At 42.8% G+C, this 14,194-nt stretch carries 11 protein-coding genes; 2 read left to right on the plus strand and 9 right to left on the minus strand.

Translation table 11 applies throughout. The annotated features are described in order from the left end of the window. Positions 1–99 precede the first annotated feature (99 nt). Both pgi and DBR43_RS13830 read left to right on the plus strand, forming a co-directional pair. A complete protein-coding gene (gene pgi, locus DBR43_RS13825) occupies positions 100–1,746 on the plus strand; it encodes a glucose-6-phosphate isomerase (RefSeq protein WP_124582096.1) in 1,647 nt (548 codons plus the stop codon). A 76-nt stretch (positions 1,747–1,822) separates the two neighbouring features. Continuing rightward, complete coding sequence (locus DBR43_RS13830) at positions 1,823–2,353, plus strand: DUF4251 domain-containing protein (RefSeq protein ID WP_124581729.1); 531 nt, start codon at positions 1,823–1,825, stop codon at positions 2,351–2,353. A 58-nt stretch (positions 2,354–2,411) separates the two neighbouring features. Here the strand turns inward: DBR43_RS13830 and DBR43_RS13835 are convergent, their stop codons facing one another. From DBR43_RS13835 to secA, 9 genes are all read right to left on the minus strand, one after another. Then, on the minus strand, positions 2,412–3,515 hold the full coding sequence (locus tag DBR43_RS13835) for a glutaminyl-peptide cyclotransferase (RefSeq protein WP_124581731.1): 1,104 nt from the start codon (positions 3,513–3,515) through the stop codon (positions 2,412–2,414). Next, positions 3,496–3,858: a YraN family protein gene (locus DBR43_RS13840; protein WP_124581734.1), complete on the minus strand. Its 363-nt coding sequence runs from the start codon at positions 3,856–3,858 to the stop codon at positions 3,496–3,498. Before DBR43_RS13840 ends, DBR43_RS13835 begins: the two co-directional genes overlap by 20 nt. Next, complete coding sequence (gene dnaG, locus DBR43_RS13845; RefSeq protein ID WP_124581736.1) at positions 3,859–5,856, minus strand: DNA primase; 1,998 nt, start codon at positions 5,854–5,856, stop codon at positions 3,859–3,861. It lies immediately after the preceding gene. Between the two features lie 72 nt (positions 5,857–5,928). Beyond that, a complete protein-coding gene (locus DBR43_RS13850) occupies positions 5,929–6,594 on the minus strand; it encodes an SGNH/GDSL hydrolase family protein (RefSeq protein ID WP_124581738.1) in 666 nt (221 codons plus the stop codon). A 5-nt stretch (positions 6,595–6,599) separates the two neighbouring features. Beyond that, a complete protein-coding gene (locus DBR43_RS13855; RefSeq protein ID WP_124581740.1) occupies positions 6,600–8,153 on the minus strand; it encodes a serine hydrolase in 1,554 nt (517 codons plus the stop codon). A 10-nt stretch (positions 8,154–8,163) separates the two neighbouring features. Beyond that, positions 8,164–9,108 (minus strand): hypothetical protein, encoded by a 945-nt coding sequence (locus DBR43_RS13860; RefSeq protein ID WP_124581742.1) that lies wholly within the window; start codon positions 9,106–9,108, stop codon positions 8,164–8,166. A gap of 10 nt (positions 9,109–9,118) precedes the next feature. Beyond that, entirely contained in the window at positions 9,119–10,306 is a 1,188-nt protein-coding gene (locus DBR43_RS13865) for a M20 family metallopeptidase (protein WP_124581744.1), read from the minus strand. Then, the gene (locus DBR43_RS13870; protein ID WP_233602968.1) at positions 10,296–10,742 is read right to left on the minus strand and encodes an SPOR domain-containing protein; all 447 of its coding nucleotides are present in this window, start codon (positions 10,740–10,742) and stop codon (positions 10,296–10,298) included. Before DBR43_RS13870 ends, DBR43_RS13865 begins: the two co-directional genes overlap by 11 nt. Positions 10,743–10,812: 70 nt before the next feature. Further along, positions 10,813–14,127 (minus strand): preprotein translocase subunit SecA, encoded by a 3,315-nt coding sequence (gene secA, locus DBR43_RS13875; protein ID WP_124581748.1) that lies wholly within the window; start codon positions 14,125–14,127, stop codon positions 10,813–10,815. Positions 14,128–14,194: the final 67 nt, after the last annotated feature.

Genomic DNA, 14,194 nt, shown 5'->3' on the forward strand with positions numbered 1-14,194 from the left:
TATAAGATTATCAATGGAGATTCATTTCCATTGATAAATATTATTAATGACATTTCAGCAAATAAAATAAACCCCTACATTTACAAAAACACGAATATGATGCTACCAACGATAAACTTTACAGAAACTGAGGCCTACAAGTACCTTACCGATCATTTTATTGACATCAATGAGAAAAGTCTGAAAGATCTTTTTGCCGAAGATGAAACCCGTTTTGAGAAATTCTCACTGCTCTTTGAAGACATCCTTGTTGACTATTCAAAAAACAGGATTAACGACACCACAATGGCTTTATTGATTCAGCTGGCGAGGGAATGTAAACTGGATGAAGCGATTAAAGCCATGTTTGATGGTGATAAGATCAATCAGACCGAAGGCAGACAGGTATTACATACCGCTTTACGGAACCAGGGCAACGATCCGGTGCTCGTTGATGGTAAAAATGTTATGGACGAAGTAAACCGTGTCCTGGCAAAAATGGAAAAATTCAGTGCAGAGATCATTTCCGGAGCATGGAAAGGTTATACCGGAAAAGCCATCACCGACGTAGTCAATATTGGTATCGGCGGTTCTGATTTAGGTCCCGTAATGGTCACCGAAGCCCTAAAAGCCTATAAAAATCATTTGAACATGCATTTCGTCTCTAATATCGACGGAACACATATTGCAGAAACCTTAAAAAATGTAGATCCGGAAACGACCTTGTTCCTGATTGCTTCCAAAACATTCACTACCCAGGAAACCATGACCAATGCCAACAGCGCAAAGGATTGGTTCCTGAATAGCGGTGCAAAACAGGCAGACGTAGCCAAACATTTTGCCGCACTTTCTACCAATGCAAAAGATGTTGCCGCCTTTGGTATCGATACCGAGAACATGTTCGAATTCTGGGACTGGGTAGGTGGAAGATACTCCCTGTGGAGTGCCATCGGACTTCCTATTGCCCTGAGCATTGGTTACGACAACTTTAAACAATTACTTGCAGGTGCACATGCCGCCGACGAGCACTTTGAAAATGCAGAATTCGAAATCAACATTCCCGTGATCCTTGCCTTAATCGGTATCTGGTACATCAATTTCTTTGATGCAGAAACTCAGGCAATCCTGCCTTATGATCAGTACATGCACCGTTTTGCGGCCTATTTCCAACAGGGAGATATGGAGAGCAACGGAAAACATGTAGACCGTAACGGAAATGACGTGACCTATGAAACAGGCCCGATCATCTGGGGAGAGCCGGGAACAAACGGACAACATGCTTTTTATCAGCTGATTCACCAGGGAACACGCTTAATCCCTTGCGATTTTATCGCTCCGGCACAAAGCTTAAACCCATTGGGGAACCACCATCCGATCCTGCTGTCTAACTTCTTTGCACAAACAGAAGCGCTGATGAACGGAAAAACCAAAGAACAGGTAACCGAAGAGCTTAAAAAAGAAGGCAAAACTGCAGAAGAAATTGAAAAACTGGCTCCATTCAAAGTATTTGAAGGAAACAGGCCAACCAATTCTATTCTCCTGAAAAAAGTAACGCCTTTCAGTCTGGGAAGCCTGATTGCAATATATGAACATAAAATCTTTGTTCAGGGCATCATCTGGAACATCTTTAGTTTCGACCAATGGGGCGTGGAACTGGGCAAGCAACTGGCCAAAAGTATCCTTCCTGAACTGGACGACGATAAAGAGGTATCAACACATGACGGATCAACCAACGGTCTGATCAATCAGTATAAGAGCTGGAGATAAAATCCACACCGAAAATAGCGCTTGGAATTAAACCTTTTAAGCGCTATTTTGTTCTAATACAATAAAATACACAAACATGAAAACATTTAAAAAATTATTCACCCTCTTAATTGTTTTCAGTACGGTACAGGCAATCGCCCAGACGGACAAAGAAACCACTGCAAAACTGGTGGCAGATCAACATCTGGTATTCAATGCTACTTCCGCAATGCCCATGGCAAATGCCGACGTCACTGCAGTATTGAACAGAATGCAAAATGGAAGCGGAGGAGGCATGATTCAGCTTTCCGGCTCTCAATACCAACTGAAGATTAATAAAGACAGTGTGGAGGCTTATTTGCCTTATTACGGGCGTGCATATACCGCCTCTATGAACCCGGACGATGCCGGTATCAAATTTAAGTCTAAAAAATTCAGCTATAAAACGACGAAAAAGAAAAAAGGAGGCTGGGTCATCAACATTGCACCTAAAGATGCAAAAGAGGTACAAAACATGACTTTAAGCGTATCTGAGAATGGTTATGCTGTACTCAATGTAAACAGCAACAACAGACAGGCCATTTCTTTCAACGGGGTGATCGCAGAACCCAAAGAAGACAAAAAATAACAAATAAAAAATCGTCATACCTTGTGCAGCAAAGTATGACGATTCTGATTACAAAATCCTATTGCTTAGAACTGATTTTTACTTCAAACAGATGCGGCCATTTCTTGCCGGTCACAAACAATCTTTTTCCCGCATTATCCCAGGCAATTCCATTCAGGACATTGTTTGCCTGATCCACTTCATCCTTGTAAAAACCTGCCGGTAAAAGCCCGGTAAAGTCAATTTCTTTTTCTATTACCCCGGATTTAGGATCAATCACCACGATCACATTTTTGGTGTATACGTTCGCGTAAATCTTTCCGTCTATGTACTCCAGTTCATTTAGCTTATCTACAGGACCAATGTTGTTGTAAACCTCTATGGAGCTTTCTTCTTTATAATTGTCTTTATTCAGGAACCAGATTTTATTCGTCCCATCAGATTTGATCAGTTGTTTTCCGTCAAAGCACAAGCCCCATCCTTCCATGCTTGACTGATAAGGAAAAGTGGAAAGTTGCTTAAATGAGCTGGCATCGAATACCAGACCCAACCTGTTTTGCCAGGTCAGCATGACCACTTTATTGTCGACCAGGCTCGAACCTTCTCCAAAATACTGATCATCAAGTTTAGTTTGCTGTAATACCTTTCCGGATTTAACATCCACCCATCTTAGGGTAGAATGCTGCTCCTGCCCGGTGCTTTCCAGAAACTTTCCTCCATGATATTCCAGTCCCTGTGTATAGGCAGAGGTATCATGTGGAAATGTATTTACGATCTTATAAGTGTATTGAACCGGCTTTACGGAAGACTTCAATTCGATATTGATCGTCAGGGTATCTTTCTTCCCATCGGCTTCCACCACTGCGGTGATCAGCTTATAGCCCAGGCTAAGACCTGCGGTACTTACCGCAACAGGCTCGCCGTTATTTTTTGATCCTACCGCTTTCCCGTCCAGGGTATAAGTAGCCGAGGTGATGCTTTTTCCTTCAGGCACATCCAGTGCGATTTTAACTTCATCGCCCAGGCCAAATGACTGTCCCTGTTCCGGGAATTTAAATCCCACACTTGAGCCCGAAGAACCCGTGTCTTTACAGGAAATGATCAATGAAATGCCTGATAGTACCACTACCGCCAGGACTAACTTAGATAGGTTAATGATTTTTTTAACTTGGCCAGAATGCATCTTCAATATGATTAATTTTATAAAGGTCTTTATTTTCGAAAACAATTGCAATAATATCAAAACGAACCTCTCCCTGATGGTTCTTCATTTCTATGTAGGCGGCGGAAGCAAACTCGAGTTGCTTTTCTTTTTTCCGGTCTACAAAATCTTCCGGATGTCCGTAATCTGTAGAAGTACGCGTTTTTACCTCCACAAAAATCAGCTTTCCATCCTGTTCAGCTATAACGTCAACTTCCGCCCTGGCGTATTTCCAGTTTACATTTAAAATGCGGTATCCTGCATTTTCCAGATATTCCCTGGCGATCGCCTCACCACGCTTTCCGAGCTCGTTGTGCAGCGCCATTTATTTTAAGATTACCGTTCCCAGGAATTTCGAAATCTCTTTTTCCACGCCCTTGATAAAGATAAACCTTTGCATCAGGATTTCCTGATTTACCGGATCGGTTTCTGTTTTAAGTTCCTTGGCAATGTCCATTAACATCCTGGCCACCTTCCCTTTTTTCAGGTGATACAATCCGCCAAGAATGGTTGCTTTCAGGTTGATACTTTCGTCACGAACATAGATATTGTGTTTATTGTACCAGTTCTCACTCAGGGAATAAGGTGATGTGGAAAGGGTAATCGCAAGCTCTGCAATCTTCCGGTCTTCATTGTTGATAAACTGACTCGCCACCGGCAAATGCCCGTTCTCTATTTCATCCCGGTAGGTATCAATGATCTTTTTGCAAAGGTCATCCTGAAAACTCACATCTGCCAGGTTTTGCATGATAAAGGAGCCGATATACATGTTATCGATCTTGTCCCAGCTCACCAGTTCATGTCCGTAGGCCAGTAAAAGCCTGACAATTTCCTGCTCCTGCAGCAGGTCGTTTTCTTCCGCAACCGGCGCTTCAATAAATTCAGAAGCAGAATCCGGATTTTCAAACAGGTTATCAGGAGGTCCGTCGGGATAAGGCTGGTATTGGTTTTGCCCCTGGTTCTGCTGCTGAAAAGAAGAAGATCCCTGCCCTTGTGAGCCGGAACCTGATTTTTTGAACTTAGCAACCCTGATCTTATTGAGTTCAGAAAGTAAAATCCTTTCTTCTACCTGCAACAGACCACTGCATTCCCGGATAAAAATGGAGGCTTTTATGTCGTCCGGAATTTTAGCAATACTTTCTACGATATCCCTGATGATGCCTGCCCTTTTGATCGGATCCGTACCCGCTTCTTTCAGCAGGATACTTGCCTTATACAGGATAAAATCTTTCCGGTTGTTCTCTATATATTTTTTGAACTCCCCTGAACCCACATGGTGCATATAGGAATCCGGATCATGTCCATCCGGAAACAGCACCACTTTAACGTTCAGGCCTTCCTCCAGGATCATGTCCAGTCCGCGCAGCGAGGCCTTGATTCCCGCAGCATCCCCATCGTAAAGAATGGTAACGTTCTGAGAGAAACGGCCGATCAGACGGATCTGCTCTGTCGTCAGTGAAGTACCCGAAGAGGCCACCACATTTTCAATTCCTGCCTGATGTACAGCGAGTACATCCGCATATCCTTCTACCAGATAACAGTTATCCGTATCTCTGATTGCCTTTTTAGCGTGATATAAGCCATAAAGCACATTCGACTTATGGTAGATGTCACTTTCAGGCGAGTTAACGTATTTAGGGACGTTTTTATCCGTTTTCAGGGTCCTGCCGCCAAAACCAATCACCCTACCGGTGAAGTTATGGATCGGGAACATTACCCGCCCTCTGAACCTGTCGTACAGTTTGCCTTTATCATTTCTGATCGACAAGCCTGTTTTCTCCAGGTATTCTTCTTTATGTCCTGCTGCAACAGCACTTTGAATCAGGGCATCCCAGACATCCGGGGAATAGCCCAGCTGGAATTTCTTGACGATATCTTCCCTGAAGCCCCGCTCTTTAAAATAGCTTAAACCGATGGCACGGCCCTGCTCGCCCGCCCACATTTCATTGGCAAAATAACTCGCCGCATATTCTGAAACGATGTAAAGACTTTCCCTTGCATTCTGCGCCTCGATGTTCTGGGGCGACTGCACCGTTTCCTCAACCTCAATATTGTATTTCTGGGCGAGGAACTTTAAAGCTTCCGGATAGGAATACTTTTCATGGTCCATGATAAAATGGACCGAATCGCCACCTTTACCACAACCAAAACACTTGTAAATCCCTTTGGCCACAGAAACGTGGAAAGAGGGTGTTTTCTCATTGTGAAAAGGACAATTCCCAATCAAACTGGTACCACGTTTTTTTAAAGACACAAAATCACCGACAACCTCCTCAATACGGACGGTTTCCATGATTTTGGTGATGGTATCGTGGTTAATCATTATCTGTTATTTTATTTTCTCTTTCTCTCATCACCCTGATTAAGACCTTCCTGATCTAAGCCAGATTAATTTTTATTTTACAAGCGGCAGTAATGCTGCTGCCAGGGCCTGATTCCCTTTATCGTTCAAATGTACGCCATCTGTCGTTAATATTCCTTTGGCCAGATCGGCTGCATTGTGTTGCTCCCCGTAAGTTTTAAACAAGTTCCTAAGGTCACATAGCGGTAATTTATTTTTAACGGCAAGCTCCCTGATTGCGCCGGAATATTTATCCAGATCGGCATCCATCTCATTTGCCCCGTTTTTTTGCTCTCCAATCACTGCTGGTGTACATAAAACCACCTTTGCACCTCCCGCCTTTATCTTGTTGATCAATGCCTGATAAAAAGAAATAAACTTATCATAATCCGTTCCAGTATGCATGGATTGTTTGTGCCAGACATCATTCACGCCGATATAAATCACCACCAGGTCAGGCTTTTTAACCAGCACGTCCTCTTCCATCCTCAAATAAAGGTCATACACCTTGTTACCACCGATTCCCGCACCGATCACTTCATATTTTGAAGGATCCAGTGCTTTACGGATCAGGTCTACATATCCACCCGGAGCAACCCCCATCTGGGTGATAGAATCCCCAAAAAAAATAATCTTTTTAGGTTTGACATTCATCGAAGTAAATAAGATCAGCAGCGCAAAGGGCGCCAGCAAAAGGCTTAGTTTTTGAATTGCTCTCATCAGCTTTATTTTTTAACAGACCGTGTAAAATCAAGGTCCTGGAAATCGTAACTAAAATCTGTTGCAGGAGAAACGGCCTGCATTTTTATACCGGAAGCTTTTCCATCCTTATCAAGGGAAAAAACTACAAAAGCATCCGCATGCATGCTCCGGTCTGTCCATTTTGCCACAAAGGTATTCCCCTTATAAAAGGCCATTTGCCCACCAAGTTTCGGAGAGTTTACAGACTGGAAGAAAAGCTTGTTTCCCTGATTTTTAATCGTCACTTCTCCAAACCACGGGTCTGTAAAAGAACCTTCATAAATGCTCAGATCTACCTTCTGCGTATTCTTTTTCATTTCCACGGCGATAGCTGCCCAGGTCTGATCAGTGATCTTTTTATCTTCTGCCTCATTGACCAGCACATTCGCTTTATAGGCGGCGATCCTGTCTTTTCCTTTTATTCCAAAATAGCCATCTTTAATGGTATTCGTGATCGCAGAAAAAGCAGCACCACTCTCCTGATTGGTCAGTACAATTATTCCGAGTTTTAACTCCGGAATTAAAGTCACCTGAGTGACAATCCCGCTTAAACCTCCCGTATGTGAAACCTGAAGCTTCCCGTTCACCGAACCTAAAAACCAGCCCAGCCCGTAACTGTTAAAAGAAGATCCTGCGATAATTGTTTGCGGGCTCCACATTTCCTCATGTACTTCTGTGCTGAATAGTTTTGTATTTAAGTCCTGCCCGTATTTGCCGCCATTCATTTGCATGATCGCCCATTTGCTCATTTCTGTAACGTTCGACCAGATTCCTCCCGCAGCATTCGAAATCTCCGGAAAACCTTTACTGATCACCGTTAATTTCCCGTCAATGGAAGTATGTGCATCAATGGAATTGTTTTTATCTTTTAACCTTGGGTAATCGGCAGCACTTTGACTCATTCCTATCGGTCTCATGATCCGGGTTTCTATAAAATCCTCCCAGCTCATTCCCGATACCTTTGCCAGTACTTCTCCGGCAACAATATACAGCAGGTTATCATAATCAAATTTCGTTCTGAATCCCGAAACAGGTTTCAGGTAGCGCATGTTGTGGATCAGTTCCGCTTTAGTCACCCGGTTTGAATCCGGAAAAATCATCAGGTCTCCTGCACCCAGTCCCAATCCACTGCGGTGTGTCAATAGATCCCTTACCGTGAATTCCTGTGTTACATAGGGATTATACAGCTTAAAGCCAGGAATGATATCCACTACTTTATCGTCCCATTTCAACTTTCCTTCATCCACCAGGATTCCCAACCCGGCGGCGGTAAAAGCCTTACTATTGGAAGCGATCCCAAAAAAAGTGTTTTCATTTACCGGCTCCTTTGTACGTAGCGAACGGACACCATATCCTTTGGAATGGATTACTTTTCCATCTTTTACAATGGCTACTGCAATTCCAGGAACGTTAAAGGTTTTGAGTGTTTTTTCCACCAGGCTATCCACCTGTTTATCATTGAGGACCTGTGCATTTACAGGAGTCACCCCTGCAATCACAAGCAAGCATACCGGAATCAGGAAGCTGAGTTTATTCATGAAAATAAAGTTAACGTTTTTCGCCTTGATAGTCTTTATGAACGATTAAAAAGCTCGCTCTTTCCTCCTTTTTAAAAGGATAATCCCAATTCCCCTGGTAAGAGATCTTGCTTGGCAATTTCTCTCCCTGAAAATAGCTCATTTCAATGTTCATCTGTACATCAAAATCAAAGAGCATATTGCTGTACTTCATGTCCACGTAACGGCCCAGAATTTCAAAATTTCTTTTATCAAAAATGGTTGTCAGCTCTTTGATCATCAGGCCATCCTTCGTACCGTTGCTGAGGTCAGGCTTTACCTTCACTTTAAACCAGTATACCGGAATAGAATCCAGGTAAGTGCCGCTATAGTAACTGTAATCATAATACTGACGCATATTGGCCGTAAAGATCTGCGTTTTACTGCCTATAAAAGGCAATCCTTTGATCGGCCTTCCCGGTGCAAAAATCAGTGTCTTGAGCTTACTCTTATAACTCTCATTACTTTCAGCCCCTTTGCCCGCCGTCATTGGTCCTTCGGCAACAAATTCCGAATTATAGGCATTCATAAAAATGTAATCAAACATCTCTATGGTATACAACTGGTACTTGCCATTTTTCTTATACACCTTTCCCGTATCCTGTTTCACCAGGTATTCCATTTTTACAGGACCCGAGGGGTGATGTTTGATTTTCCGGTAAATCTTACCGTCAACCTTATTCTTTTTATTATACGTAAAGATTCTGTTTTCAGCGATAAAACCATATTTCTTCATATTCCGGAAAGCCTGATAAAAGCTGTTGTCCGTAATGATGGCATTGATAAAGGTCTCCACACCAAACTTCTGGGCAGTAATGTTCACTGCCGAATCCAGCTGAATGGTCTTAATCGTATCCGGATTAAACCGGGCGATCTCCTGACCTGAGTTTTTTAAATAGCAGAGGGCAAAAACAACGAATAACCCTATTTTCTTCATTTGGAGCACCCTAATTTCCCAATTGTCTTAATGCGATATAAGCCATTAAGCCGGTCGACAGCTTCAAGGCATCTTCGTCAATATCAAAATTTGGGGTGTGTACCGAATAACTCGTTCCTTTTTCTTTATTCCCTGTACCCAACCTGTAGAAACAAGCATCTGTTACCTGAGAATAGTAAGCAAAATCTTCTGCAGCCATCCAGATGTCCAGGTCCAGCACGTTTTCTTTACCCAGGTAGTCTTCTGCATATAAACGCGCATTGTCGCTTAGTTTTTCTTCGTTGATCAGGTATGGGTAGCCATCCATGATGTTAAAATCGCAACTTCCACCCATGCTTTCTGCAATACCTTCAGCCATTTTCTTCATCAGCTTTTTGGCTTCCCTGCGCCAGTCCTCATTCAGTGTTCTGAAAGTACCTTCCATTTTCACCTCATTCGGAATGATGTTCGTTGCACCATTGGCCTGTACTTTTCCAAAAGAAAGTACCGAAGGCAGGCGTGGATCGGCATTCCTGCTGACGATCTGCTGCAAAGCAACTACAATATGCGCCGCAATCAATACCGGATCAATATTCTGATGAGGCTGGGCACCATGTCCGCCTTTACCATGTACCGTCACATATAATTCGTCTGTAGAAGCCATATAAATGCCCGAGCGGAAGCCAACCTTCCCTGCATCGATCAATGGCATTACATGCTGTCCGATGATCGCCTGAGGCTTAGGATTCTGCAGCACCCCTTCTTTGATCATGATGCTTGCTCCACCCGGCAATACTTCTTCTCCAGGCTGGAAGATCAGTTTAATCTTTCCTGCAAATTCTGCTTTCATGCTGTTCAGGATATAAGCGGTTCCCAGTAAAGAAGAACTGTGTACATCATGGCCACAGGCATGCATCACCCCTGGATTTTTAGAGGCATAAGGTTTGTCGTTTGCCTCAATGATCGGAAGAGCATCCATATCCGCACGAAGTGCAACTATTTTATCAGAAGGGATTCCTCCTTCGATGATGCCTACCACACCGGTATTTGCCATCTCAGTATACGGGATTCCCCAGTCGTCCAAATGCTTTTTGATAAAAGCGGAAGTTTCAAATTCTTTAAAAGAAAGTTCAGGATTGGCATGAATGTGCTGGCGGTAACCTCTTACCTGATCAAATATATCAGCCGAAAGGCTTTGGATCTTATCTTTAATTGTCATTGCTGTAATCTAAGTTAGGGGCATTGATTTTCTCCCTGAAAATAAACAAGGTCGGGAACATGGGTTTCAGTTCATTTAAGAGGCGCTGGGCTTCCAGTCTCGTTCTAAAATCACCTACACGCAAATAATAGTTGGGTTCCTTATAGGTGATATAGGTATTCAGTGAGGAGTAGCTGGACCTGAACCGCGCCTGTTCAGTAAACACTTTGCGTCTGTCGGAGCCATAGAATACCTGCACCCGGAATCCCATTTGGGAAACGATGGCAGCAGATGGCTTGCCCGACGCAATTACGGCGGTAGATTTCGTATTTAAAGCAATACGTTTGGCAATCAGGCTGTCGATCATGGGATCTTTAACAATCTTCACATGACCTTTGTCCTGAGCAAACAGGGCAATGGAAAAACAACAAAATATACCGGTAATTAATATTTTCATGAAATGGCTTAAAAAAAAAGAATGCCGAATTTTTTTTACAAAAATCGGCATTCTATATGTGTATTACAAATTACAATCCCGCACCATGGCAGTTTTTGAATTTCTTACCACTTCCACAAGGACATGGTTCGTTTCTTCCTGTTGTAACTTCTTTACGTATCGGTTGCTGTGGGGTAAGCTCGCGGGTATCCTCCATTGGCATTCCGTCTATGCTTCCTTCTGAACCTACAAATTCTGGTTTAGACATTTTTAGTCTACTGGGTGCCGGCCGGTGAGCCTGCGCCTCCCGCACATCATTTGGATCAGTTTGAACAGGAATTCCTCCTTTATACAGGAAGCTTACTACTTCTTTATTTACCGCGTTCAACATGTTTTTAAACAAATTGAAGGCTTCCATTTTATAAATGATCAATGGATCTTTCTGCTCATAAACTGCATTCTGAACCGATTGTTTCAACTCATCCATTTCACGCAAATGCTCTTTCCATGATTCGTCGATCAGGGCAAGTACGATTGTTTTCTCAAAAGATTTAGTCACCTCACGGCCACCATTATCAATTGCGGTTTTCAAGCCTACCGGAACCTGAATGCTACGGATTCCATCTGTAAAAGGAACGATGATCTGCTCAATATGCTCTCCACGTTCTTCATATACCTGGTTCAATACCGGCATTGCCTGCGCAATAATTGCTTCTGATTTTCTGGCATAAAATGCAGTCACTTCTTCAAACAATTTATCTGTCAGGTGATGGATATTTCTGGAGCTGAATTCCGCCTCATCAATTGAAGTATCCGCAGAGAAGTTTTTGATCACTTCCAGTTTGAACCCTTCATAGTTTCCTTCTTCTTTATATTCAGTAACGATATCTTCCGCCACATCGAAGGTCATGTTGTTCATGTCTACGTCTAAACGTTCGCCAAACAAGGCATTTTTACGTTTAGCATAGATCACCGTACGTTGTGAGTTCATCACATCATCATACTCCAGTAAACGCTTACGGATACCGAAGTTATTTTCTTCTACTTTCTTCTGTGCGCGCTCAATAGATTTGGTGATCATCGAATGCTGAATCACTTCACCATCTTCGATTCCCATTTTCACCATGATGTTGGAGATTCTTTCAGAACCGAATAACCTCATTAAGTTATCCTCAAGAGATACAAAGAACTGAGATGAACCCGGATCACCCTGACGACCTGCACGACCACGCAACTGCCTGTCTACACGACGGGACTCATGACGTTCTGTACCTACAATCGCCAAACCTCCGGCTTCTTTAACACCTGCACCCAGTTTAATATCCGTACCACGACCCGCCATGTTGGTCGCGATCGTTACCTGTCCTGCCTGACCAGCTTCAGCAACAATATCTGCCTCTTTCTGGTGCATTTTCGCGTTTAACACATTGTGTTTAATTCCACGAAGTTTCAGCATACGGCTTAGTAATTCCGAAATCTCTACTGAGGTCGTACCTACCAATACCGGGCGGCCTGCCTGTGTCAATTTCACGATCTCTTCCGCTACTGCATTGTATTTTTCACGAACGGTACGGTATACATAATCCTGATGATCTTTTCTTGAAATCACTCTGTTTGTAGGGATTTCCACTACATCCAGTTTATAGATTGACCAGAACTCACCAGCTTCCGTAGTTGCTGTACCCGTCATACCACAAAGTTTATGGTACATACGGAAGAAGTTTTGCAGGGTCACCGTTGCATAGGTTTGTGAAGCATCTTCTACTTTCACATTTTCTTTTGCTTCGATCGCCTGGTGTAAACCATCAGAATAACGACGGCCATCCATGATACGGCCTGTCTGCTCATCTACGATTTTAATCTTTCCTTCATCGATGATGTATTCCACATCAATCTCAAACAAAGTATAAGCTTTCAGCAACTGGTTTACCGAGTGAATCCTTTCCGCTTTGATCGAATAGTCACGCATTAAGGCATCTTTCTGCGCAATTTTCTCTTCGCTGCTCAAAGCCGATTTTTCAATATCAGCAATCTCTGTACCTACATCAGGCAATACGAAGAAATGTGCATCTTCTCCCGATTTGGTGATCAGCTCAATACCTTTTTCAGTAAGCTCTACCTGGTTGTTTTTCTCATCGATGTAGAAGAACAATTCCGAATCTACTTTCGGCATGTTCTTCGACTGATCTGCCATATAATGGTTTTCAGTTTTCAATAAGGTTTGTTTTACACTACCCTCACTTAAAAACTTGATCAGCGCTTTATTTTTAGGCAAACCACGGTGTGCACGTAAAAGTGCTAAACCACCTTCTCCCTCTTCGGTTCCGGTTTTACCATCATTAATCATTTTCTTAGCTTCATTCAAAGCTTTGGTCACATATTCTCTTTGTGCAGCAACCAATCTTTCGATCCTTGGTTTCAGCTCATGAAACTCATGCTGATCGCCAAAAGGAACCGGACCGGAAATGATCAAAGGGGTACGGGCATCATCAATTAAAACTGAATCGACCTCATCCACCATCGCAAAATGCAATTTACGCTGCACCAGCTGATCCGGCGTTTGCGACATATTGTCACGCAGGTAATCAAAACCAAATTCGTTATTGGTACCATAAGTGATATCCGCAAGGTAAGCATCCCTGCGCTCCTGAGAGTTTGGCTCATGCTTATCGATACAATCTACTTTAATCCCGTGGAATTCAAATAGAGGACCATTCCACTCCGAGTCACGTCGTGCCAGGTAATCATTCACAGTTACAATGTGAACCCCTTTTCCAGCTAAAGCATTCAGGTAGGCCGGTAATGTACTTACCAAAGTCTTACCCTCACCCGTTGCCATCTCCGCGATTTTACCACTGTGTAAAACCATACCACCGATCAACTGTACATCATAATGTACCATGTTCCACTTCACCTCAGTACCGGCAGCATCCCATGTATTTGCCCAGAAGGCTTTATCACCCTGAATTTTAACATTGCTTCTGCGTGCCGCATAATCTCTGTCATGCTGACTTGCAGTAACCTCCAGGCTTTCATTCTCAGAAAAACGTCTTGAAGTTTCTTTTACTACGGCAAATGCCTGTGGAAGAATGTCCAGCAATACCACCTCTAATTCTTTATCACGATCCTTGATCAACTCATCGATCTGATCATATAATGCAGTTTTTGCTGCCAATGACAAATCCTGACCTTCAGCATCCGTTTTTAAACCGCTGATCTTACCGTCAATCTCTGTTAAGGCCTTTGCAATAACATCTTTAAAGTAAACTGTTTTATTACGCAACTCATCATTGCTCAGTACAGAAAGCTTCGAATATTCTTCGTTTATTTTGATAACTATAGGCTGTAATGCCTTAATATCTCTTTCCGATTTGCTTCCAAATACCTTGGTTAAAAATCCTAACATCTTTTATGTTTGTGTTTATTATTTATTACTTATTGAAAAATGACTAAATTACAACAACCAAGCCATA

Source organism: Pedobacter sp. KBW06 (assembly GCF_003852525.1).
GTDB lineage: Bacteria > Bacteroidota > Bacteroidia > Sphingobacteriales > Sphingobacteriaceae > Pedobacter.

Bases quoted from the DNA above. Each gene is read 5' to 3' on its own strand.
- DBR43_RS13865 (WP_124581744.1), bottom strand. From the start codon at position 10,306: ATGACAATTAAAGATAAGATCCAAAGCCTTTCGGCTGATATATTTGAT.
- DBR43_RS13830 (WP_124581729.1), top strand. From the start codon at position 1,823: ATGAAAACATTTAAAAAATTATTCACCCTCTTAATTGTTTTCAGTACG.
- DBR43_RS13850 (WP_124581738.1), bottom strand. From the start codon at position 6,594: ATGAGAGCAATTCAAAAACTAAGCCTTTTGCTGGCGCCCTTTGCGCTG.
- dnaG (WP_124581736.1), bottom strand. From the start codon at position 5,856: ATGATTAACCACGATACCATCACCAAAATCATGGAAACCGTCCGTATT.
- pgi (WP_124582096.1), top strand. From the start codon at position 100: ATGCTACCAACGATAAACTTTACAGAAACTGAGGCCTACAAGTACCTT.
- secA (WP_124581748.1), bottom strand. From the start codon at position 14,127: ATGTTAGGATTTTTAACCAAGGTATTTGGAAGCAAATCGGAAAGAGAT.
- DBR43_RS13855 (WP_124581740.1), bottom strand. From the start codon at position 8,153: ATGAATAAACTCAGCTTCCTGATTCCGGTATGCTTGCTTGTGATTGCA.
- DBR43_RS13840 (WP_124581734.1), bottom strand. From the start codon at position 3,858: ATGGCGCTGCACAACGAGCTCGGAAAGCGTGGTGAGGCGATCGCCAGG.
- DBR43_RS13860 (WP_124581742.1), bottom strand. From the start codon at position 9,108: ATGAAGAAAATAGGGTTATTCGTTGTTTTTGCCCTCTGCTATTTAAAA.
- DBR43_RS13835 (WP_124581731.1), bottom strand. From the start codon at position 3,515: ATGCATTCTGGCCAAGTTAAAAAAATCATTAACCTATCTAAGTTAGTC.
- DBR43_RS13870 (WP_233602968.1), bottom strand. From the start codon at position 10,742: ATGAAAATATTAATTACCGGTATATTTTGTTGTTTTTCCATTGCCCTG.